Origin of the sequence: Delftia sp. DT-2, from assembly GCF_028401915.1 — a bacterium.
GTDB classification, from domain to species: Bacteria; Pseudomonadota; Gammaproteobacteria; order Burkholderiales; family Burkholderiaceae_C; genus Comamonas; species Comamonas tsuruhatensis.
Map to the genome: position 1 here is coordinate 47,812 of NZ_JAQOTI010000024.1, position 21,907 is coordinate 69,718.

16 protein-coding genes and 1 riboswitch are annotated in these 21,907 nt (G+C 62.5%); of the genes, 4 read left to right on the forward strand and 12 right to left on the reverse strand.

Annotated features, from left to right (window positions below):
- Nucleotides 1-4: 4 nt before the first annotated feature.
- From PO605_RS28940 to PO605_RS28975, 8 genes are all read right to left on the reverse strand, one after another.
- Nucleotides 5-787: a (2Fe-2S) ferredoxin domain-containing protein gene (locus PO605_RS28940; RefSeq protein ID WP_231574559.1), complete on the reverse strand. Its 783-nt coding sequence runs from the start codon at nt 785-787 to the stop codon at nt 5-7.
- On the reverse strand, nt 774-1,562 hold the full coding sequence (locus tag PO605_RS28945) for an ABC transporter ATP-binding protein (RefSeq protein WP_047474801.1): 789 nt from the start codon (nt 1,560-1,562) through the stop codon (nt 774-776). Before PO605_RS28945 ends, PO605_RS28940 begins: the two co-directional genes overlap by 14 nt.
- The gene (locus PO605_RS28950; protein WP_047474798.1) at nt 1,559-2,644 is read right to left on the reverse strand and encodes a FecCD family ABC transporter permease; all 1,086 of its coding nucleotides are present in this window, start codon (nt 2,642-2,644) and stop codon (nt 1,559-1,561) included. The genes PO605_RS28945 and PO605_RS28950 overlap by 4 nt, the downstream gene beginning before the upstream one ends.
- A complete protein-coding gene (locus tag PO605_RS28955) occupies nt 2,631-3,674 on the reverse strand; it encodes an ABC transporter substrate-binding protein (protein WP_047474796.1) in 1,044 nt (347 codons plus the stop codon). The genes PO605_RS28950 and PO605_RS28955 overlap by 14 nt, the downstream gene beginning before the upstream one ends.
- Complete coding sequence (locus PO605_RS28960) at nt 3,674-5,800, reverse strand: TonB-dependent receptor (RefSeq protein WP_047474794.1); 2,127 nt, start codon at nt 5,798-5,800, stop codon at nt 3,674-3,676. Before PO605_RS28960 ends, PO605_RS28955 begins: the two co-directional genes overlap by 1 nt.
- Nucleotides 5,801-5,921: 121 nt before the next feature.
- Nucleotides 5,922-6,240, reverse strand: a riboswitch (cobalamin riboswitch).
- A gap of 12 nt (nt 6,241-6,252) precedes the next feature.
- A complete protein-coding gene (locus tag PO605_RS28965) occupies nt 6,253-6,927 on the reverse strand; it encodes a 2OG-Fe(II) oxygenase (RefSeq protein WP_047474792.1) in 675 nt (224 codons plus the stop codon).
- Nucleotides 6,928-6,941: 14 nt separating this feature from the next.
- Nucleotides 6,942-7,592, reverse strand: a complete 651-nt coding sequence (alkB, locus tag PO605_RS28970; protein ID WP_047474791.1) for a DNA oxidative demethylase AlkB — start codon at nt 7,590-7,592, stop codon at nt 6,942-6,944.
- A 27-nt stretch (nt 7,593-7,619) separates the two neighbouring features.
- Entirely contained in the window at nt 7,620-8,351 is a 732-nt protein-coding gene (locus PO605_RS28975; protein WP_016453410.1) for a 2OG-Fe(II) oxygenase, read from the reverse strand.
- A 205-nt stretch (nt 8,352-8,556) separates the two neighbouring features.
- On the opposite strand from PO605_RS28975, the gene PO605_RS28980 reads away from it, so the two are divergent.
- From PO605_RS28980 to PO605_RS28990, 3 genes are all read left to right on the forward strand, one after another.
- On the forward strand, nt 8,557-9,378 hold the full coding sequence (locus PO605_RS28980; RefSeq protein ID WP_047474790.1) for a hypothetical protein: 822 nt from the start codon (nt 8,557-8,559) through the stop codon (nt 9,376-9,378).
- Between the two features lie 148 nt (nt 9,379-9,526).
- Complete coding sequence (locus PO605_RS28985; RefSeq protein WP_272207244.1) at nt 9,527-10,777, forward strand: hypothetical protein; 1,251 nt, start codon at nt 9,527-9,529, stop codon at nt 10,775-10,777.
- Nucleotides 10,774-12,981, forward strand: a complete 2,208-nt coding sequence (locus PO605_RS28990; protein WP_272207245.1) for an AAA family ATPase — start codon at nt 10,774-10,776, stop codon at nt 12,979-12,981. The genes PO605_RS28985 and PO605_RS28990 overlap by 4 nt, the downstream gene beginning before the upstream one ends.
- A gap of 627 nt (nt 12,982-13,608) precedes the next feature.
- On the opposite strand, the gene PO605_RS28995 is transcribed toward PO605_RS28990, so the two are convergent.
- Nucleotides 13,609-14,940, reverse strand: coding sequence for a hypothetical protein (locus PO605_RS28995; RefSeq protein ID WP_272207246.1), 1,332 nt, complete (start codon nt 14,938-14,940; stop codon nt 13,609-13,611).
- 36 nt (nt 14,941-14,976) lie between these two features.
- Entirely contained in the window at nt 14,977-17,628 is a 2,652-nt protein-coding gene (gene mobH, locus PO605_RS29000; RefSeq protein WP_231574411.1) for a MobH family relaxase, read from the reverse strand.
- 421 nt (nt 17,629-18,049) lie between these two features.
- On the opposite strand from mobH, the gene PO605_RS29005 reads away from it, so the two are divergent.
- Complete coding sequence (locus PO605_RS29005) at nt 18,050-18,325, forward strand: hypothetical protein (RefSeq protein ID WP_156136039.1); 276 nt, start codon at nt 18,050-18,052, stop codon at nt 18,323-18,325.
- Here the strand turns inward: PO605_RS29005 and PO605_RS29010 are convergent.
- Together PO605_RS29010 and PO605_RS29015 are read right to left on the reverse strand one after the other, a co-directional pair.
- A protein-coding gene (locus PO605_RS29010; RefSeq protein WP_272207247.1) for an IS5 family transposase occupies nt 18,322-19,130 on the reverse strand; the annotation gives its coding sequence in 2 pieces (ribosomal slippage) (nt 18,322-18,800 and nt 18,800-19,130; 810 coding nt in all). The two genes, PO605_RS29005 and PO605_RS29010, sit on opposite strands and share 4 nt — an antisense overlap.
- 260 nt (nt 19,131-19,390) lie before the next feature.
- A complete protein-coding gene (locus tag PO605_RS29015) occupies nt 19,391-20,971 on the reverse strand; it encodes an EAL domain-containing protein (protein ID WP_082001611.1) in 1,581 nt (526 codons plus the stop codon).
- Between the last annotated feature and the right edge of the window lie 936 nt (nt 20,972-21,907).

The window sequence follows — 21,907 nt, forward strand, 5'->3', positions numbered from 1 at the left end:
GACATCACGAAGCCCGCGTCCCCAGCTCCACAGGCCCGTGCACATGGTGCTCCGCGCAGACCTGCCGCGAGAGCACATGGGTTTCGATCACTTCGGCGGCATTCTCGGCCGTGAGCCGCCCGTACCAGACGCCGTCCGGATAGACGATGGCCAGCGGGCCATGGTTGCAGGGGTACTGGCAGCTGGTCTGCAGCAGGCGCAGCCTGGCACGCAGTTCGCTGCTGGCCTGCACTGCCTCGCCCAGGCTTTGCCAGACGGCCACGGCGCCCAGGGCGGTGCAGCGCGGTCCCGTGCAGACCAGGGCGTGGTGCTGGTGGTCCGGCACCTGGGACCAGGCCTGGGGATCGTGCTGCCATTGGTCGCCAGCGGTCTCGGCAATGTCGGGGGCCTGAAGGGCCTGGGCCATCTGAGACAGCAGCAGCGCGGGCATGGCCGCAGCGCCCAGCAGATGGTCGGCAAACCGCACCTGCACGGTCTGGTCCGGCAGTTGCGAGCGCCAGCGCATGGCCAGCTTGTGCAGCCAGCGCAGCAGGGCAGGCTCGTCGGGCGAGAAAAGGGGCAGCACGACGATGGAGCGCGCCGGCAGGCATTGCTGCAGCGCCTCGGGCAGCGAGGGTGCGGCCTTGTCCACGAAGGATGTGACGACCTTGCAGGCCGGCTCCAGCGTCTGGCGCAAGGCATCGGCCAGTTCGATCAGGCTTTGGCGCGATGCTGCGCCCGTGCCGCCGCGGCCCAGCACGATCACGGCGTCGGGCCCGGGCGGGATGGAAGTTTCAGAGGAGTTCATCGGGAATGAAGCTGATGCGCAGCCGGCCGGTGGCGGCATGGATGTCCACCTCGGCAGCCACGCCGTAGACCTGGCCGATGGTGGCCGGGGTCAGTACCTGGGCCGGTGTGCCATGGGCAACGATGCGGCCTTGTTCCATGAGATAGAGACGGTCGCAGTAGTGGGCGGCGATGTTGAGGTCGTGCAGGGCGACGATGCTGCTGATCTGCAGGCGCCGGACCAGTGACATCAACTCCAGCTGATGGCGTATGTCCAGGTGGTTGGTGGGCTCGTCCAGCAGCATCAGCCGTGGCTGCTGGGCCAGCGCGCGGGCCACGAGCACGCGTTGCTTTTCGCCGCCGGACAGGCTGGAAAAACGCCGCTCCTCCAGCGACAGGGCATTCACCTGGGCCAGCGCCTGCCGCATGCAGGCGAGGTCCTCGGCGCTGTCGCCCGCCCAGGGGGACTGGTGGGGGATGCGGCCCATCATCACCGCCTCGCGCACGGTGAAGTCAAAGCTCTGCGGCGCCTCCTGCGCCAGCACCGAGACCTGGGCCGCGAACTCGCGCGCCGTCATGTCCCGGATGTCGCGCTGGTCCAGCAGCACGCAGCCTGCGTCGGGCCGCAGCACGCGGTAGAGCATGCGCAGCAGGGTGGATTTGCCGCTGCCGTTGGGGCCGATGAGCCCCACGCATTCGCCGCTGTGCAGGGCAAGGCTGGCCTGGTCCACGATGCGCCGGGCGTCGACACGCCGGGCGTCGGCACTCCAGCACAGGTCCTGGGCTTGCAGCTTCATGGGCCGCGCCCTCCCTGCACCGGCTGGCGCACCAGCATCCAGACGAAGAAGGGCCCGCCGATCAGCGAGGTGATCACGCCCACGGGCAGTTCCATGGGCGCAAAGGCCGTGCGCGCGACAAGATCCACCAGCACCAGCAGCAGGGCGCCGGCCAGGGCGGCCACGGGCAGCACGCGCCGGTGGTCCGTGCCCACCAGCATGCGCGCGGCGTGCGGCACGATCAGCCCCACAAAGCCGATGGCGCCGCTGACCGCCACCATGGTGCCCGTGAGCAGCGACACCGCCAGGAACAGTGCGCGCCGCAGCCGTGCCGTGTCCACGCCCAGCGTGGCGGCGGCCTCGTCACCGGCCAGCAGGGCGTTGAGCGGGCGCGTCTGCAGCCCCAGCCAGAGCATTCCCGCAGCCAGCACGGCGGTGGGAATGCCCAGTTCCTCCCACTGCGTGCCTGCCAGGCTGCCCAGCGTCCAGGTCAGCAGGGCATTGGCCAGGTCACGCTGGCCCGATGACAGGGTGATCAGGCTGGTCACGCCCGCCAGCACATAGCCGATGGCCACGCCACCCAGGATCAGCCGCGTGGCATGGATGCGGCCCTGGGAGCGCGCCAGCAGGTAGACCGCCACGGTGGCCGCCAGCGCCCCGGCAAAGGCCCCGGCCGTGAGGGCGTACATGCCGGCCGAGGCCAGCGCACCGAAGGCCAGCACGGCCACGGCGCCCACCGACGCACCCGAGGACACGCCCAGCAGATAGGGATCGGCCAGCGGATTGCGCACCATGGCCTGCATGATGGTGCCCACCACGGCAAGCCCCGCGCCCACCAGGGCCGCCAGCAGCACGCGCGGCATGCGGATCAGCCAGACGATCTGCTGGTGCTGCGGCGTGATGCCCTCCAGCGGCGGCGGCTGCATGCCCAGCGCCTGCAGCAACCGGCTCCAGGCAATGCGCCAGACCGTGCCGGCCGGCATGTCCACGGGCCCCCAGGTGATGGCCAGCGTCATCACCAGCAACAGGGCCGCGAACAGCAGCAGGCACCAGAGGCGGGCGGCGCCCGGGCGCCTGGGCCAGCGGAAGTCAGTTGGCCGCATGGCTGGGCGCCGGCATGCGGTCGGGGTGCAGGGCCTGCGCCAGGGCGCGGGTCCGCGCAATATTGCGCGGGCCGGGCGTGGCCTCGGCATAGGTCATGACGAAAAACCGCATTTCGCGGATGGCATCGACGCCGGCCAGCTCGGGCTTGGCCAGCAGGAAGTCGATCTTGCCCTGGGCATGGGGCTGGCCGTAGTCGATGATGACGATCCACTGCGGGTTGCGCTGCACCACGTCCTCCCAGTTGCCTGCAGGCCAGTTGCTGGGAATATCGTCGAAGATGTTGCGCCCGCCCGCTTCCTCGATCATGGCCTGCGGCATGCCGTAGCGGCCCACGGTCACGGGGATGTCCTGGCCGCTGTCGTAGACGAAGACCGCAGGCCGCTGCCGCACGCCCTGCATGCGCTCGCGCAGGTCCTTGAGTTCGCGCTCCAGCCCCTGCGCCAGTTGCTCGGCATGGGCGTCGATGCGGAAGATGCGGCCCAGGTTGCGCAGGTCGGTCAGGCCGTCTTCCAGCGCCACCTGGCTGCGCGGCCCCACGCGGATGCACGATTCGGACAATACATATGAGGCAATGCCGTGGCGCTGCAGCACCTCGGGCGTGACCTGGCCCTGGCGAAAACCGTAGCTCCAGCCGCCGAAGACGAAGTCGGCCGAGGCGCCCAGGATGGCCTCCAGGTTCATCTCGCGCTCGGCCAGCGGCGGCACGCGGGCCAGCTGGGCCTGAAAGGCCGGGTCGATCTGCTTGGCCTGCGTGATACCGCTGTAGCCCACCAGCCGCTCGCCCAGGCCCAGGAAGAGAAACATCTCGGTGATGTTCACGTCATGGGTCACGGCGCGCAGCGGTGCGTTGGCGTAGGTCACGGGGCTGCCGCAGACATTGACGGTCACGGGCGCCTGCGGTACGGCAGCCGGTGCCGGCAGTTCACTGGTGGTGCTGGAATCGCTGCGCGAGCAGCCGGCCAGCAGCAGGGCGGCGGCCAGGGCGGCTGTGCAAAGGCCGCGAAGGCGGTGGGAGCGCGCCATGGCCATCAGAACCGGATATGCGCCGCGATCTCGAAGCGGCGGCCTTGCCCGACCAGGAACTGGCTGCCGTAGCTCGATCCCACATAGACCCTGTCGGCCAGGTTGCGGCCGATCAGGCTCAGGGTGGTGCGCGGGTCCACCTGCCAGCTCAGCGCGGCGTCGGCCACGGTGTAGGCGGGCAGGTTCACGGTATTGGCGTTGTTGCCAAAGCGGTCACCCACGTAGCGCAGGCCCAGCGAGGCTTGCCAGGCGCCCACACGGTAGTGGCCCCAGAGGTTGGCCGTGGTCTTGGCCACGTTCTGCGGGCGGTTGCCGGCGCGGTTGCCGCCGGCCTCGATGAGCGTGTCGAACTGGGCATCCACATAGGACAGGTTGCCCTCCAGGCGCAGGGTGGGCGTGGCCTGGAAGTTGGCAGTGACCTCGGCGCCGCGCGAGGACTGGCTGCCGCCCTGGATGGAGATGGCCGGGCGGTCGGGGTCGCGCGTGATGATGTTGTCCTTCTTGATGTCGAACACGGCCAGCGTCCATTCGCCGCGCCCGCCTGCCACCTGCTGCTTGATGCCGATCTCGGCCTGGCGGCCCTTGCTCAGCTTGTAAGCCGTGTTGGCCAGGTTCAGCGAGACCAGGCTGTTGACGGGATCATGGCCCGAGCTGATCTGCCCATAGACATGGGTGTCGCGGGCCAGCTCATAGGTCAGGCCCAGGCGCCAGGAGGTGGCGGCCAGCGTCTTGTTGAAATCCGTGCCGCCCACCAGCGAGTGGCTGGCAAAGTCGTAGACATCGCGGCGCAGGCCGGCCATGGCCAGCCAGCGGTTGCTGATGCGCCAGGCATCCTCCAGGTACAGCGCATGCTGGGTCACGCCGGTTTCGGTCTTGGCCTTGGTGACATCGGGGCTGGCCCAGCTGCCATGCACGGGGTCCCAGGCCGAGACCGTGGACGAGCCGCCATAGGGCGAGTTGTTGGACAGCCGCAGGTTGATGCGTGCGGCCTCCCATCCCATGGCGATCTTGTGCGATCCCCGGTCCACGTTCAGGCCCAGGCGATTGCCGGTCTGCTCCAGGTCGTGCAGGATTTCGAGGTAGTCGGAGCGGCCCACGGTCCAAGTGGCGGGGTTGAGCGCGTAGGCCTCGATGTTGCGCCAGTGGCGGTCCGACTGCACGTGGTACAGCTCGTTGCGCACCGTCAACCAGTCATTGGCCTTCCATTGCACCTTGGCGCGCAGGCGCTCGTCGGCATAGCGCAGCACGCTGTCTTCGGCGTTGTAGTTGCGGTCGCGCAGGGACTCCACCACCTTGCCGTCCAGGCCCGGCGTGCCCCAGTAGCGGCTGGGCTTTTGCACGCTGCGGTCGGCAATCAGGTCGATCTGCAGGTCGCTCGTGGGCTCCAAGCGCAGCGTGCTCATGAACTTGCCGTTGCGCGACTGGTCCAGGTCGCGCTCGCCCGCGCTGCGCGCGGTGTAGCTGTCGATGCGGTAGCTGGCATAGGCGCCCAGGGCGCCGGTCACGCCCAGGCCCACGCGCAGCGTGTCGTCCGTGCCAGCGCCCAGCAGCACCTCGGCCGAGCTGGTGCGGCTGGGCTGCTTGCGGATGGCGTTGACGGTGGCGCCCATGGTGCCGCTGCCATACATCAGCGAGGCCGGGCCGCGCAGCACGTCGATGCGCTCGTAGCCCCAGCTGTCCCCGGGATAGGCCGTGGTGCCGGCGGCCACGCCCAGCACCATGCCGTCTTCGGCCACGCCCACGGAGTTCACGCCCGCAAAGCCGCGGCTGCTGAAGGACAGGCCGCCATTGCCCGGCGTGCTGCTGGACGTCAGGCCCACGGTGCGCGTGACGGCGTCCACCAGGGCGTAGTCGCCGCGCTCCTGCATCTGCTCGGCAGAAACACCATCCACGCTGGCAGGCACTTCCTGGTTGGAGACGCCGGTATGGCTGGCCGAGCGCGCAGGCTGGGCCAGTTGCTGGCCGATGCGTTCGGCCTGGCCGGTGACCTGCACTTCGGGCAGGACAGTCTGTGCCTGCACAGGAGCGGACAGGAAGGCGCAGGCCAGGGCCAGCGGGCTCAGCCGAAGGCAAAGGGAATCGGCAGCACGGGTGCTGGGAACGCAGGAAAGGGAGGAATGCATTTCGAACATCGGTCTTCGACCGCCTGATGCGAAAGCAAGGCACTGCCGCCTCTCCAGCCAGCGTGCAAGGATAGGGTGCAGGACATTGCCATCCGCACCCCGCAGACAGTCAAGAAAGCGCCCGCTCAGCGGGCGCGAAACGCAGCAGGCCGGTCTCCGGGCTCACAAGCGGCGCAAGGACATGCCTTGCGCCCAGCGCCCCGTCTTCCCAATCCACCCGCGAAAAGCTGCATGTTGCAGACCACGCCATGGACCAGTGACAGCCTGTCATCGCCCCTCCGCAGGGTTGCGGAGACTGGCGGGACAGGCGTGGAGCGCCTTGACTTGTTTACCGTTGCGGGGGCAGCCAAGGCCTGTGCCGGCAGCGCAAAAAGCATTTGCTGGCAGTCACCTTGTTCCCGTTTCATCCCCATGGCTGGCATGTGGACACCTGATGCACGGATGCCTTTGCAGGCGCGGCATTATAGCCAGCGGCCCGCGTCGGTAGCCTGCGGCGCGTCGTGCAGCAGCAGCTCCACACCCAGCCACTCGCCACGGTGAACGCGGCTGATGGCATGCCGCAGATGCACGCGGTAAAAGCCTGCCGCACCGCGCACCGGGCGCGGCCCCGTGGCGATGATGGCCGCATCCCCCAGGCCCAGCGGCAGCACCATGGGGCGCGATTGCATGCGCGGGCGCTGCTCGGTCATCACGAATTCGCCGCCCTCGAAATCCTGGCCCGGCCGGGACAGCAGCAGCACCAGCTGCAGCGGGAACACCGCCGCACCTTCGCTGTATGAGCGCAGCGGCGCATGGCCCGCCTGCGCCACATGCAGCAGGTGCGACTGCGGATGCATTTGGCCGCGCTGGTGGCCCAGCTGCCCGAAGGCCTCGAACGAGGCGGGCAGGGCAGGCTGCATGTCCATTTGGGCACGCCAGCGATTGGCAATGGCAAGCAGATGCCGGTACAGCACCGGGCGCCATGTGTCGAGGGAGGGCGGCAGGCCATTGCGCATGGCCGCCTCGCTAGCCAGGGCGCGGCTTTCATCCGCATTCAGCAGCCGTGGCAGCAGGCAATGGCCCTCTGCATCGAGCTGGGTGGCAATGCGGCCCCAGTCCAGGCCGGCGAAGCGATCACTGCTGTTCAGCCCATCCATGTCGACCCCGCCATTCAACCCGCCTTGCGAAACGTGAGATTGATGCGCCGCCCGCCCAGCAGCGGGTGGGGCTGGTCCTTGAGCGGCAACACGCCGTGGTGGCGCAGCCGATCCACGCCGCCCCAGACCACCACGTCGCCATGCTGCAACAACACCCTGGCCGTCTTGTCCGCGCGCGCAAGCCCTCCAAACAGAAATGTGGCCGGCATGCCCAGTGACACCGAGACGATGGGCGCGTCCAGGTCACGCTCGTCGCGGTCCTGGTGCAGAGACAGGCGGCTGCCGGGCAGGTACTGGTTGATCAGGCAGGCGTCGGGCGCGAAGCCCTCGAAGCCCGCAGCGGCGGCCGCTTCGCCCGCCAGCTGCGCAAACACGGCCGGCATGGCGGGCCAGAGCTGGCCGCTGACCGGGTCGATGGCGCTGTAGCGGTAGCCGCGCCGGTCGCTGGTCCAGCCCAGCGCGCCGCAGTTGGTCATGGCCACCGACATGGTGAAGCCGCCCGGCGTGACCAGATGGCGCAGCGGCGCCTGGGCCATGACGCCGTCCACCGCAGCCAGCAGTGGCGCCGCATGAGGCAGGGCGTGGCCGCGCAGCACCACGGACCGGGGACCAATGGGTTCGATGCCCATGGGAGATTCATCGGCAAAAAGATCCAGCGTGCTCATACCGGCCGTCCATCAAAGTGCGTCATATCAGAGTGCGTCATGAAAGATCAGCCCCACGGTATGGCGATGGCCGCTTCGGACGCGGCTGACGCCATGGCGCATGGCCGCGCGGCGGTAGCCTGAGCGCCGCCCCGGCACGGGCCGGTGGCGCACGGCCAGGACCAGCGCATCGCCCTGGTCCAGCGCCATCACATCGGCCCGTTGCCGGTCGCCATCGGCCTGGGTAATGACGAATTCGCCGCCCGCAAAGTCCTGCCCCGGCCGCGACAGCAGCAACACCACCTGCAGCGGAAACACATGCTCTCCATAGACATCCTGGTGCAGGCAGTTGTAGTCGCCCTCGCCGTATTGGAGGATCAGCGGCGTGGGCCGCAACTGGCCGTGCGCGTGGCAGCGCGCCAGGAAGTCCTGCAGCCGGTCCGGATAGCGCACATCCAGCCCCATGCGCTGGTTCCAGCGGTTGGCCACCGGCACCAGGCGGGAATACAGCTGTTCGCGCAGCCGCTGCAGCAGAGGTGGCAAGGGGTAGTCGAAATACCGGTATTCGCCACGCCCGAAACCGTGACGGGCCATGACGATGCGGGAGCGAAAACCGTCTTCCCTGGTGTAGAGGGCCGCCAGGTCACGGCATTGCTGCGCGTCCAGCAGGCCGGGCAGCCGGGCACAGCCGTGCTCGTCGAGCTGGTGCTCCATCTGCGTCCATTGGCAGGGCGGGGCGGATTCGCAAGCTTCGTTGTCGAAAAGGCGGAGGTTGTGCATGGCGGGCGCGGTTGGCGGTATGGGCGCTGTGGGCAATTGCCGCAGTCTAGGGCGCCGCCGCAGCGCCTGCATCCCGCTTCTTGCAGTGGACAGAATGTCAACCGGCGGCAGCGCCTGCCAGCCGCGTGCTGGACAGGCCTGGGAGGGCCGGCTGGCAACTGCAATTGAACAATCGCGGCATTCCTGCAAACGCCTCAGGCCCGCCATGTCCAGCAACGTCCATCACCTCTATCTGTTCTTCGATACGCCCCTGCAGCTGCGCCGCGTGCAACTGATCTGCCAGTACCTGGCCCGGCAGTCCTGGGAGCAGGCCGAGCGCTGGATCCATGAGCTGGACCCCGCCCTGGACCGGTCCGCGCTGTGGGATGACGACTGGGCCAATGCCAGCGCCCTGGGCCATCCCCAGCATCTGGAGCTGGGCTTCGACACCCGCACCACGGCCGGCATGCCCTGGCGGCTGCTGGAGACCTTGTTCCAGCACGGCCTGCAGGCGGCGGTGCTGCATGTCTTCTACGACCAGGTGGGAGAGAGCGAGCGCTATCACTTCGATGCCGGCCAATGGGTCAGCCACCATGCCTGGCTGGCCCGCTACCCGGAGCGCCAGGTGCTGGTCGATCCCGACGCAGAGGTCTATCCGCGCCCGGGGGAGGAAGAGGGCAACGATGGCACCTCACTCAGCAATCCCGCCCAGCCCATGGCCATCAGGCAACTGCGCGAGCGTGACCAGGAGCGCAATCGCCAGGCCCAGGAGTCCGTGCAGGCCCTGCTGGAGACCATGGCCAGCCTGCGCAAGAGCGGCGTGTCGCCGGTGGACGGCATCGCGGGCCTGTTCATGCTGCGGGCAGGCTTTCGCGGACTGTGCGAGGCCGTCGCCTTCACCGTCGTTGCCGCCCTGGCTTTCAGAGGCAAGGGCCTGTGGCTCTGGCTGGCCCTGGGATTGGTACTGGCGGTCGTGCTGCCGCTGTACCGGATGGCCAGTGCGCGGCGGGAGTTTGCGGGGCAGGGCGGCAGCGACCCGGCATCCTGAGACAATCCGCGCTCGGCAGAATGAAACAAATTGCACAAGATCCGGCAAAGTCCCAGGAGAGGGTGAACAGGATGTGGATACCGACCGTCGTCACGGCAGGATGGACATGCGCCATCAGGCGCCGTCTTTTTGAGCAGGGCCAACGCTGATGCAGCCCACCGCAATCGAGCAGGGCCCCGCCGTGGCCGCAGGCGTTCACGAGGATTTCGGCCATCTTCTGGGTCTGTACATGCGCCGCATCCGTGCCAGCGCTTCGGGGGTGGCCACCGAGATCGGGCTGAGCCGGGAAGCCGTCAACAACTGGAGGAATGGGGTTTCCCTGCCCAATCCGCGCTCGCGCGACCGGCTGGCCGCCTGCGCCCAGTATCTGCGGCTGACGGAGGCGGAGACCAATCGCCTGTTCTCCGCCGCCGGCTTTGCCACGCAGTTCCCGCTGCAGGCGCCAGCCGCTGGCGCCCAGCCTTTTGCCGGCTTCATGGACCGGCTTTTTGCCCAGCTGGCCCAGGCCTCGCCCTATGCCATCACCATGCTGCTGTCTCCCGCGCACTGGGGTCAGCCCCCGTTCCGCCAGGAATTGCTGCTGCGTGCCCGCGCCCAGTACGGCGCCGAGGCGGTACTGCACATCCAGCCGCCGTACAGCGTGAGCACGGCCCCGGCCGACTACTTTGCGGCCCTGGGCCGGCAGTGCGGGCTGGGCGAGGTGGGCTCGGACTACGAATTCGAGGCCCTGCTGGAAAAGCGCCTGCTGGCAGGCGGCCGCCTGTTCTGCCTGGTCAGCCGTTTCGAGCAAGGCACGGCCGCACTGCGCGAGACGCTGGCCGGCATCCTGCGCAGCCTCAGCGAAATGCACAGCGGCCGCCTGCACCTGCTGCTGTGCGGCAGCGAAGCGCTGGCCGACCTCAAGTACCGCAGCGGCGACCTGTCCCTGCTCAACATCGGCCAGGTGGCCCACTGGCCCGATCCCACGCAGGAAGACCTGGCCCTGATGGCGCGCCAGCGCTGGCCGGCAACAGCCTGGCCGGCCGAGGTCATCGTGGCATTGCAGGCCCTGACGGGCGGGCATCCCGCGCTCTTCGAGGAAGCGCTGCAATGGCTGGTGGAGCAGGGTGTGGGCATCGCTGCCGTGCACTCGCCACTGCTGCGCGCCCATCTGGTGGCCAGTGCGCGCCTGTGGCAGACCCTGCTGCCACTGGCCCAGGAGCCGGCCGCACGCGATCAATTGCGAAGCCTGGTGGATGCGGCATCGCTGGGCCGTGCGCGGCCTTATCTGCAGGATGCCGTGCTGCGGCGCCTGTTCTGGGGCAACCTGCTGCAGGTGCGCGGAGCGGGCGAGGGCGCCCACCTGCACTGGCGCTGCGACATCGCCCGCGAAGCCGCAATGGCAGTGCTGCAGGCATGAGCGGCCCGGCCCGCCTTCTGCAGCTGCCCCGATCCTATTGGCGCGCCGCGCTGCTGGCCTTGTTCACGCTGTTCATAGGCACCGCCATACTTTTGCCCCGCTACAACCCCGTTACCCGCGGCAGCCTGCAGGGCGCGGAAAGTTCAGGGCGGGTCTGGAACGAAATCATCCTGTGGCGCCTGGCCCTGATGGAGCATGTGCGCCAGCATGAAAGCTGGCCGCAGGACATCGCCAGCGTGGCACCGGAGATTGCCGAGCCCCGCGTGCGCATGAGTTCGCCCAGGCCCTTCGTGCTGCAGGCGGACATCGTGCGCGACAGCCAGATGGGCGTGCTCTCAGGAACCCAGGTCCTGCTGCAGCTGAACATGCCCAGCCAGGACTGGAGCTGCCAGGGCGGCCAGCCACCCACCCCGCCACGCTATCTGCCGCTGAACTGCAGCCCCTCGCCAGGCCAGCCAGAGCACGAACCCTTTGGCTGGCTGCGCAACATCATCTGGACCTGCGCCCTGGTCTTTGGCGGCCTGGCCCTGCTGTGGCTGGTCCGCCATCCGCTGATAGGCCCGGCGCAGCTCAAGCCCGGGCGCCTGCGCCGCAAGCCGTATCAGCATCTTCCCCAGCTGGACCGGCTGCTGCGGCTCACCGGCCGGCGGTCCGCCGTGCTGCGCGCCGCAGGCATACGCCCGCCCGACTGGCAGCGTGCCCTGCGCCTTGCCGGCGCCAGCCCCGCCGCCCGCGTGCGCGCCCTGGCCGAACGACTGTCGGCCACCTGCAAAACCGCCGAGGGCGAATGGCCCGTGTCCGGTGGCATGTTCGAATGGACGCTGCCGCCGGACCTGCCCATCGCCCTGGGCCGCTGCCTGGTCTATGCGCTGCCAGAGCAACTGGAAGAACTGGAAGAGGGCGAACTTGTGCGCCAGCTGCGCCTGCTGCAAACCGGCGGCGATGTGGTGCTCATCGTGAGCCCGCACCATCCGCAGTCGCCCATGCCGCTGCTGCAGCGCCATGCCCAGGACCGCGCCAATCTGCACGCAGTGCTGGACAGCCCCGGTCAGACCGAATGGCTGATGGGCGGCGAGCCCGCGCAGGTGCTGCTGCGGCTGCTGGCCGCGCAGCTGCAGGTCACGCGCATCTCGCCCTACCAGACGCGCGGCGGCGTGACGCGCGAGGACGTTTTCTTCGGCCGCGAGCGCCTGCTGGCGCGCGTACTCAACCGCGAACCGGCCAACTACCTGGTCGTGGGAGGGCGCCAGCTCGGCAAAAGCAGCCTGCTCAAGGCCGTGCAACGGCGCCTGCAGGAGCATCCGTCCATTGCCTGCCACTACCTCTCGCTGCGCGACCACCGCCTTACGCCGCGCCTGGCCACCCAGTTCGGCCTGCCCGTGGAGACACCGCTGGAGGCCATCATCGAACACCTGCAGTCGCAATCGCAGGGCAGGCGGCTGTACCTGCTGATCGACGAGGCCGACCTGTTCTTCCGCGATGAGGCCCGCAACGGCTATCCCCAGCTCAGCGCCTTGCGCGCGCTCAGCGAGGAGGGCCGTTGCTGGTTCATGCTGGCTGGATTCTGGGATCTCTATGCGGCAGCGTTGCTCGACTACCAGTCGCCGCTGCGCAACTTCGGCGACATCCTGGCCATCGGCGGCCTGGAGCCATCCGCCTGCCAGGCACTGGCCACCGAGCCGCTGCGCAGGCTGCGCGTGGGCTACGCCAACGACGCCCTGGCCGAACGCCTGATCGAGGCCAGCGGCAAGCGGGCCAATCTGGTCGCCATCCTCTGCCAGGAATGCCTGCAAGCCCTGGGGCCCGACGAACGCGTGATCGAAGAGCGCCACCTGCGCCAGGCGCTGGAATCCCAGCCCGTACAGGATGCCCTGGTCGGCTGGGGCCGCCTGAGCACCGACGAACAGGCCTGCCGCCTGGACCGCATCGCCGTCTATCACACGGCCCAGCAAGGTCACACCAGCCTGACCGCGCTCGACGCCCTGGTCCAGGCCCACGGCGCCACCGGCCAGGCCCAGGCCTTGCGCCGATCCCTGGCCCGCCTGCAACTGGCCTACGTCCTGCGCCGCGATGAAACCCACGGCGTGCACGACGCACGCTACGTCTTCACCATCCCGCTGCTGCAACGCCAATTCGAACCGCAGGAGACGGAGTTGTTGTTGAGGCAGGAACTGGAGAGCCTGGGAAGAGGGTTGAACAGCTGAAAAAAGAGGCGGAAGACAGGCAGGCCTGGTGCAGGAAGAGTGCCTTACCTGGGTTTGGACAATGCTAATCGCAACTGTGATTTAACATAATATACATCGTATCTATTAGATGATCTCTAAAAAAAGTGAGCTTTGATGGGGCTCACAGTCGTAGCGATCACTAACTGAGCGGACATTTATGTTCAGAAGATTCCTCGTTGACGCACGGTTCGGACTCTATGTGCTGCGCTCCAAACTGTCAACCGTTTGAACTTTTTCCCTCCCGCTGAGTGGCTTCTCAGGCCGTTCCAGCGCTACGCTTTTAGCACTCGCGTCCGTGCTGCTTGCAGCACACATCTCCGTGTACTCACGCACAGCCGCAGGACACACAAAAATCATCCCGCGCTTCGGCGGACGCAACGGCAACATGATCACCTCGTGAGGATGGCGCAAGGCATCCCAGACATGTCTGGCCGTGACCAGCCCGCCCGCATAGGCCAAGAAGACGTTCCAACGATACAGCGCCCGGTGCTGCCAAGGCCTCGATCTCCACAGCCCGAGGCGCTGGTCAGCATCCAGATCTACCTTCGCTTCTTGGTTTTTAGAATGTGCGTTGAATCTCATAATTTGTTTAATAGATAGTGCTTTTCACTCAAGCAAGCCACACACCGGCGCTTGATAACTAATTGCGACCTGTCCAGGATTCGCAGGCTGATCGTCATTAACAAATGGCCTCGTTAAATTTAGATCTAACGTTGGAGGCTGCAAACTCTCGATAGTTGGACCACTTATCCCAGTGTTGTCAAAATATTCATTGGTTTTCCCCCTGAATGTGTATGATATTCCATAGCCATAACCGAAGCATCGGTCACACCCGCCAATGATGAACGAGCCAGGAAAACCAGACCGGCCCGACTGCCCACCACCACCGCCGTAAATCACAACAAACTGCTCAACATTAGGTAATTTTCTGAATACCCCGTTGACTACCGCTGTAGGCAAATCGACATAGTAATTCGGAGTATATGTTTTGAAAAATGGCCTGGACATGGACCCCTGGCGCAAGGCCGTCGCAGGAATTCTTGAAATCTGGGGCTCTTGAAGTCTAAAAGTATTTACACCGCCACTTATTTGCCCAAGATTTTTATACTCTCTATTGTTATCCGTTCCATAGCTATTGCTTGCACCATCCGGATAGGTCGCAACCCCTGCCTGTGAACCAATACCTGATGTCCCCGACAAGCCCCCCTGCACATAGCCACCCTGCCCTGGCACGCTTCCACCGCCTTTACCAGCCGCCTGCTTGTTGTCTGTGTAGGAGATGCTCTCGCTCACGTGTGATGCGCCTGCCCCACCACCTTGCCATCCAGCACCACCACCTCCTCCCACGAGCACGTTGGTGCCAAAGCTGTCAGAGTAGGAAATACCCCCTCCTCCACCGCCGCCAATAACAAATCGAATCCGGTCCTTGGCATTGATAGCGATTCGTCCTCTCAACTCCTTCGCCCTCTCTCCACCATTTCCACCAGGAGCGACCACAGCAGCTGCACCATTCAAAAGTATCGCAGACGAACCGCCACCACCACCTGCAAACCCTCCGCCACCGTCTCCACCAACAATCGTGTACTGCATCTGAATTGGCTTCTCATAATCGTAGAGTTTTTCGGGATTTACGGTCACGGTTTTATCAGCCTCGCTCACCGTGAATAAACATCTCTGCAAGGTCGTTGAATCATCACCACCTCCGCCGCCACCGCCTCCATTTTTCTTTTCTGGCGGGTAATAGGTATAACCGGCCAAAGATCCAGGCGTCACAAATATTTTCTCTGCGAATGAATTATTTGGAGAAATAAATGCAATTATTATTGCAATGCACAATACAGCCTTGCAAAATGGTATATAATGGCTGAATGGCTGAATGGCTGAATGGCTGAATGGCTGAATGGCTGAATGGCTGAATGGCTGAATGGCTGAGCTCATGGTTTCTCCTAAATAATACTCACGTTGACGAAATCTTTAGATCATTTTGAGAGCGGGATTACTGGGTGGTACTGGCTGAACCCATCGACTAGGCTCGACCAAGACAACGCATGAAAGCCGGCCTTTGACATCGCCGCGCGAGTAAATCTCGAACGCGACGATGTTGGTCCGATTGGCTGCCGGTAGGTGCCAGCCGCACTTGATGACCTCCCGCTGTACTTTTATGGCCAGCTCAGTTGGGCTTTCCGCCAGGTCGGCATGTTCCTGAGCAAATTTCTTGAAGATCAACGGCGACACCAACGCCATGCCTTGCTCGACAAAATGCACGGCTGCCCCCGTCTCGTTGAACTTGATCTCACGATCAACCAAGCCCTGCTGAACCCACCGCATGAAGTCCAACGCCAACTCGCTGGGCTCGTGCGCAGGCCTTTCCTGGCCTTCGATCTTGGGTAGCTGCTGCAAGAGCAATACCGGCTGAGGGTCGTCTGAGCGTGCAGCCTGTGGCTCGGGCCTGGAACGCACCACGACAGTGGGCAAGTCATCGAGCTCGTCGCTCAGGCTCCGATACTCGGAAGCGACGCTCGTGGCGCGCCGAGTAGGAGGAACAGGTATTGGTGGCGTCGCCTCGGGCGTAGGCACTGCTGCAGGTTCAGATGAAAGGATCTGGGCGGTAGGCTGTGCTGGAGGCTCTGGCGTTGCCTGGGCCTCGTCCAAGCCTGCGGCAGCTTCTGATGATTGCTCGCGCACCGCACTGCTTTCCTCCCTGGCCCGCGCCGGCTTCCGCGGCCGTGGGCCTTTCTTTGGTCGCATCGCTGCTGCAGTTTCGGCCTCATCGAGGAAGTCACTCTGGTCGAGCAGGTAGGCTGCATCGCCTGGGTCAAAATCGATTGAAGAACTCGCCGCCGGCGGCGGCGCTGGTACTGCCGCATTCTCTGGTTGCCGAGTTGCGCCAGGTTCAGCTACCCCAGCTGTTCCAGGCACTGGTTCTGCCTTGATTGCTCGGCCAGCTTCTGCTGGAGCCGTTGCAGGGGCACGTCCGGGTGCAGAAGTATCCCGGGGGCTCACTGGCGTTGCATCAATCTTTCGTGCCTGATGTGCTGTGCCAGTTTCAGATTTCATTGCAGGTGACTTTGCCGCAGCAGAGGGTGCCCTGAACGCCGGTTCACGCATGACTGCCGCAAGCTTCAATTCCTGCTTGCTTGGCGCCTTGGGCGCAGCTGCAGCTACAGGCACGCGAGGGCTGGCTGGTAGTGCTGCAGCTTCGGGTGCATGGCCTGCCGCATCTTCCTTACCACCAGAACCTGCCGCAGGAATCTGCAGCTGCACGGCCTCCGTTGAGACCCCGCCCTCCCCGGCCTCATCCTTGCGTTTTTGCCGCATGATCAATCTGCCTTGCATGGGCGCCGGATACTTGCTCTCGTGCGAAAAGACCTTGGCCAAGGGAAATCGCAGCATGGCCAGGTCGTGCTCATAGCCTCCTCGATCTGCCGCAGGTTCTGATGCCTCTCCCTGCACGGTCACATGCCAGATAGCCTGCCCGGTGGACGGGTTCAGGTCGATGACGCCATAGTCCTGCCAGGTGTCGAATAGCCGATCGTTCTTCGAGTCCCCTGGTACAGCCTCATCGGGCTCATTACGCTTGATCCATTCGCGCACCGAATCCGCCAACCGCTTGGCTACGAACCAGATGGCTCCCTCAAACACCCAGGCCGCGCCACCTGAGCGGTTCAGCGGCAGATCGGTGCCGGCCTGCAGCATGCTGGTGATGGCCTGCATCAGCAAGTCGATCAACGGCTTGGATTTGGAGGTCGGGAAGCGGCCCTTGTGACCCGACAGCAGAGCGCGCTGCGTCGAGGCCTGGTCGGCTCGGCGCACCAGCTGGGCCACCAAGCTGTCGCGGTCCTGGCCGCTGAGATACTGCTCCAGGGCGTCCATGGCTGCAGGCGTCTGGGCCAAGAACACGAGCGCCGACTCTGGCGCAATGCGAGACAGCAGCAGCTGCGCCAGTTTGCCGTGGGCGCTGTAGTCGCGCTGGCTCTTGGGCGTGAAATCGACCAGGTATTCGGCGGCAGCACGCCGGGCCGTGATCTGAACCAGGCTGCCGCCTGCAGGTGTCCAGCGAATGGAATCGGCCATGCCATCACAACGCCACTGGATCCGCAGATCGGTCATGGGCTTGGCGATGTCGTGCAGCAGCGCGGCGAAGAACACCACGTAGCTCCACTGGTCACGTTGCGCATCGATCTCCTCGATCTGGGAGCCGCCAGGCAACAGCATGGCGTTGCGCCATGTCAGGGCTGCCAGGACAATCTCGATGGTGTGGGAGAGCAGCCCGCCTGCGTGGGCATGGTGGTGCGCCTCTGACGCAGGCATCAATTGCACGAACGCTGCGTACCGATGGATGGCCGGCAAAAGATCTCGCTCCCAGACTTCATGGCTCTGGTGCGACTGGCGCCACATGGCATCCAAAGCCTTTTCTGCGCGCACGACAGCGAGCAGCTGGTCGGAACTCAGCACCCGAAGCCAGCCGGGTTCCGTGCCCGCTACGGCTGGCATCTGGGCCTGCGCTGATTCGGCCACTGCGCCAAGCCCATGCTTGTCTTCTGCAGGCGACAGCCTACGATGCCTAGACCAGGGCGACATAGCCAGCAGCCGTGCGGCAAGACTCTTCATCTTGCCCTCGAACATCTACGGCTATTGCACAACTGCACGAGCTGCTGTATTGATGAGGGCAGAGAGCCCTGCCCTCGGGTTGATGATCCTTGCTGTCTGAATGATGTCTTGGGATAGGAACTACAAGGTTGGAGACGGTCGATTGCCATGGCCGAGCACCATACGGACGATGCAGACCCAAGTCATCCTGAAAACGTACGGTCAGGACCGTAGGTTTGATGCTTGACTTTTATGTTTTTTATGGGTCTAACTTTTGCCGTCCGCTTGGCGGAATGAGACTGAGAACCCGAGTTGCAGCAGCAAGACCAGCCCCTCTCAGGTGGCAGCAGACGACCCGAAGCGTTCGCTCAGAGGTGGCATCAAACCCGGCAGCAGCTCACTTGTTCGCCTCCGCGTCCGCTACTATTGGCGAACCTGTCCACCTCGCACAATTCTCATGACCGAAACTCCACAGGCTTTCGTTGCATATTCCTCGCGTGATAGCAAGCTTGCTGAACTCATCTCCACAGGAGTAGCCAAAGCGAACCGCAAGGTTGGAAAGCGAATCCACTATGAGCCGTGGGAGTTCAACGACATTGCAGGCAATCCACTCGTTTCGCCGATACTGGAAGGAATTGATAGATCCGAGTACGTGGTCGCTGACATCACGTATTTGAATCTAAACGTCGTCTACGAAGTAGGCTTCGCAATCGGCAGGTCTAAGACTGGCTAACACCACCGATCCACGAAGCGCGCACAGATGATCGCCGCTGCCAGTTTCAGCAGCGCTTCGTGGATATCCAGCCGTCGTTCAAAGCGGATTCGCAGCTTGCCAAAGCCTGCAAACCAGCTGTGCGTCCTCTCCACCACCCACCGGTGTTTGCCCAGCCGCTCGCTGCTCTCAATGCCTCGTCTGGCAATCCGGCCAATGATGCCCCGCTGCCTCAGGTGGGCTCGGCATCGCTTGAAGTCGTAGCCTTTGTCGGCGTGCAGCTTTGCCGGTCTTCTACGGGGACGTCCTGGCAGGCCAGCAATCGCAGGAATCGCGTCCACGCACCTCTCGAACATCTTGGAGTCGTGCCGGTTCGCGCCGCTGACCAAGATCACCAGCGGGATGCCTCTGGCATCTACGACGATGTGCCGCTTGGAGCCGAGCTTGCCTCTGTCCGTGGGGTTTGGACCCGTTTCCTGGCCCCCCGGGGGCTTGGTACCGAGGAGCCATCAATGCTGGCCCGGCTCCAATCGATTTGGTCATGTTCACGCAAGCGAGTCAGCATGGCCTGGTGCAGCCGCTCCCAGACACCAGCGGCATTCCAGTCGCGCAGACGCCGCCAGCAAGTCATGCCGCTGCCGTAGCCCAGGGATTGGGGAAGGTCTTCCCATGGAATGCCTGTTTGCAGCACGAACAAGATGCCGTTGAGGGCAGCTTCATCGCTGACTGCGAGCTTGCGCGCACCGCCTTTGGCAGAAGGCACGAAGGCTGGGATCAGGGGTTGTAGCTGTCGCCACAGTTCTTTGCTTACGGGTCGTCGTGCCATGAGGGCAGCGAGCATAACGTTCTGCGGGGGCTTCTGACCAACTTATGTTAACCGCTCTTAGTCCATCCCAGAGCATCGTGCAGTTCTACTCGTTATTCTCGCTTGCAGATTTTGCACAATAAAGCATATACAGCTTGGCGTCAGTAAATAAATTAACACCTAATCAAAAATTAAAAATAGCTTGAGAATAATTCAAACCCAATGCCATGAAGAATATATTAAAACATCTGATATTATTATTTCAAATAGATTGCGCTAAGCTAATTTAATTTTTCTAATGAAAGCATTCGAGCAATTGCCTCGGAATTTTCAGGGCGGCCGAAATACCAACCCTGACAGGAGATTTCATCTGAATATTGAGCCAACATAGAGACTTGTTGTTCTGTCTCAACCCCTTCAAATACAAGCTTTACTCCAAGTCGACGTGCTATAGCTATTATTTCCGGAATTATTGAGCCTTTCTCGCCATCTATATCCATAGGCAGAAAAGATCGATCAACTTTTAGATAGTCAATTGGAAAATTTTGCAATTGTGAAAGACTGGAGTATCCAGTTCCAAAATCATCCATATAAATCACATGACCCATACCATGAATAAGCTCTAATATTGGAAGAATTTCTCGTAATTCAGCTTTAGTCCGCTCAGTTAACTCAAAACCAATATGCTTGCGAGGAATTGATTTCGGCCAATATTTTTTCAACGCATTTAACAGACTTCCATCAATGAGCTCCGGCGAGCTCACATTAATTGAAACTCGGAAATTAGGGTGTTTTTCAAAAACATCTTTCATTTCCTCCAGAACCGTGCATAAAACAAATTCCGTTATATACGGGATAATTCCATATTTTTCCGAAATAGATATAAAAACATCTGTGTTCACTGGCCCCTGCGGCCACCGAATTAATGCCTCAGCAGCAACAATATTCTGAGGCTGCTTAATGCATACGATTGGTTGATATTTTATTGAAAATTCCTTATTAACAAGTGCGTAACGAATGCGCGATCTTAAAGAGAATATGCGACGATAAATAATTTGCGAGATAAAACCTAGCAAGACACCAAAAACCAGGCCACATCCCAAAGTCAGCCACAGACTTCGCTGCCAGAAAATTTCTCGTGCACGTTGGTTAGCAAGCACTGTTGCGCATAGTGAATATCGCTTAGAGCAAAATTTTTGCCCTACAGGTTCACCCATCATCTGATTATCATTTATTAATCTTGGCAAACCGTTCGAATCCAATCCAATGACCGGTGACTTTTGCTCACGCGACAGACCAATATCGTAAAGCAATCCATTTCTCTTTGTTACGTGAAAAGCATTGAGATCCAAGACAAGATCTGACCTATCTGATACGATCACCACACCCTTCGATGAATTATCCGATATCAATGGAACTGCCCAGAACGCTGATAAATTTTCATTTAGAGGGACAGGTGGATTAGTACGTTTAACTGGTTTAGCAAGTACGCCTAGAACTGTTGAGCAAACCGTTTCCCCATCTACTAATCGACCGATGTCTTTGACGTAACTTGAACGAACCGAGACGGAACGCAGCGTATTAAAATCATCATTTGAGCAATCTTGATGTGGGGATGCATCAACGTTTTGCAGTGTTTGCGATGCAGCATCAAACACATCGTCAATTTGGTCTACAACGAGTTCGCCCAGCGTGCCGGCTGAACGGTACATTAGAATTTTTGATATTTCCGGCCGGATCAAGAGGGCAATGCCCATCATAAAAATCGATACGATTATCAGTAGTTCATATCCTCTTACGAGACCAACCGCCCATCGTTGCCAACGTCTCATAACTATGCTCGCTGAAAAATTGCTGGCCATCTAGGAATCAGCAGGATGGAGTCCAGTACGGGCTAGGAATTTTTTGACCCCAGTCACATCCGTCCGCCAGCCGGTGCCGGAATGACACGGCAATCAATGCTATACGAACTCCGGAGTGCACGCAAACCTATTTTCACTGCGATTTAAATATACCTTAAGAATCTACGGAGTTTTTGAAAAACGGCGTGATGAACTAGTTTTTATATTCCCAAGTTGCCACATAGATATCAGGGAGTTACCCTGATGGCTCGTCTGTCACGTGTGACGATTGAACGATCTCGAGGCTCCAGAGGGAGACGAGCGCATCACGGTGTGTCGCGCGCCTCCCAGGGTTTGCTTTTTTAGGACTGGCCAACACAACAGATACGCGAATTGAACACAGATGTTTGCTATCGTCGCGCGGTCATGCTGCTTGCAGAGTTTTAGCAACTCTGACGTTCAGGGACTACTGCGCTCATGCCTATAACTGTTTGTGAGCATGAACATTGTGCTTTGCTGAAATGAAAGGCTACATCATGGATGATCGCTTCATGCCTCAGGCAAGCCTGCCTTGATTTCGAGGTTCAGATACTCGGATGCCCCGGGGATCATTGCCGGCTTGATTCATCAACAAGGGCTGCTTCATTTTCTTGGGTCAGGCCCCGGGATATTCCACACAGACGCCGCACATGCGAAATTGCAGCGCCCTTTCCAGCAATTGCGCAATCAATGCCCGCAAGGCGTTTCGGCAGTCCATTTCAGGGAAAGTAAAAAGGCAATGAGCATATACAGGCAACGATTCACTCCCACGGCGGCACGCAGGCCCCTGCGCCTGTTCGCCCTGGCATTGCTGTCGCAAGGCTGCATCGCCACGGCCCATGCATGGACCGTCGTGGTGGACAGCGCCGCCGACGCAAGCGGCCCGTGCGCCAGCACCGGCCTGGGACCCTGCTCCCT

What these genes read in the sequence shown, in the direction of transcription:
- PO605_RS28940 (WP_231574559.1), bottom strand. Translation starts at nt 787, where the DNA reads ATGAACTCCTCTGAAACTTCCATCCCGCCCGGGCCCGACGCCGTGATC.
- PO605_RS28945 (WP_047474801.1), bottom strand. Translation starts at nt 1,562, where the DNA reads ATGAAGCTGCAAGCCCAGGACCTGTGCTGGAGTGCCGACGCCCGGCGT.
- PO605_RS28950 (WP_047474798.1), bottom strand. Translation starts at nt 2,644, where the DNA reads ATGCGGCCAACTGACTTCCGCTGGCCCAGGCGCCCGGGCGCCGCCCGC.
- PO605_RS28955 (WP_047474796.1), bottom strand. Translation starts at nt 3,674, where the DNA reads ATGGCCATGGCGCGCTCCCACCGCCTTCGCGGCCTTTGCACAGCCGCC.
- PO605_RS28960 (WP_047474794.1), bottom strand. Translation starts at nt 5,800, where the DNA reads ATGTTCGAAATGCATTCCTCCCTTTCCTGCGTTCCCAGCACCCGTGCT.
- PO605_RS28965 (WP_047474792.1), bottom strand. Translation starts at nt 6,927, where the DNA reads ATGGATGGGCTGAACAGCAGTGATCGCTTCGCCGGCCTGGACTGGGGC.
- alkB (WP_047474791.1), bottom strand. Translation starts at nt 7,592, where the DNA reads ATGAGCACGCTGGATCTTTTTGCCGATGAATCTCCCATGGGCATCGAA.
- PO605_RS28975 (WP_016453410.1), bottom strand. Translation starts at nt 8,351, where the DNA reads ATGCACAACCTCCGCCTTTTCGACAACGAAGCTTGCGAATCCGCCCCG.
- PO605_RS28980 (WP_047474790.1), top strand. Translation starts at nt 8,557, where the DNA reads ATGTCCAGCAACGTCCATCACCTCTATCTGTTCTTCGATACGCCCCTG.
- PO605_RS28985 (WP_272207244.1), top strand. Translation starts at nt 9,527, where the DNA reads ATGCAGCCCACCGCAATCGAGCAGGGCCCCGCCGTGGCCGCAGGCGTT.
- PO605_RS28990 (WP_272207245.1), top strand. Translation starts at nt 10,774, where the DNA reads ATGAGCGGCCCGGCCCGCCTTCTGCAGCTGCCCCGATCCTATTGGCGC.
- PO605_RS28995 (WP_272207246.1), bottom strand. Translation starts at nt 14,940, where the DNA reads ATGAGCTCAGCCATTCAGCCATTCAGCCATTCAGCCATTCAGCCATTC.
- mobH (WP_231574411.1), bottom strand. Translation starts at nt 17,628, where the DNA reads ATGTTCGAGGGCAAGATGAAGAGTCTTGCCGCACGGCTGCTGGCTATG.
- PO605_RS29005 (WP_156136039.1), top strand. Translation starts at nt 18,050, where the DNA reads ATGACCGAAACTCCACAGGCTTTCGTTGCATATTCCTCGCGTGATAGC.
- PO605_RS29015 (WP_082001611.1), bottom strand. Translation starts at nt 20,971, where the DNA reads ATGGCCAGCAATTTTTCAGCGAGCATAGTTATGAGACGTTGGCAACGA.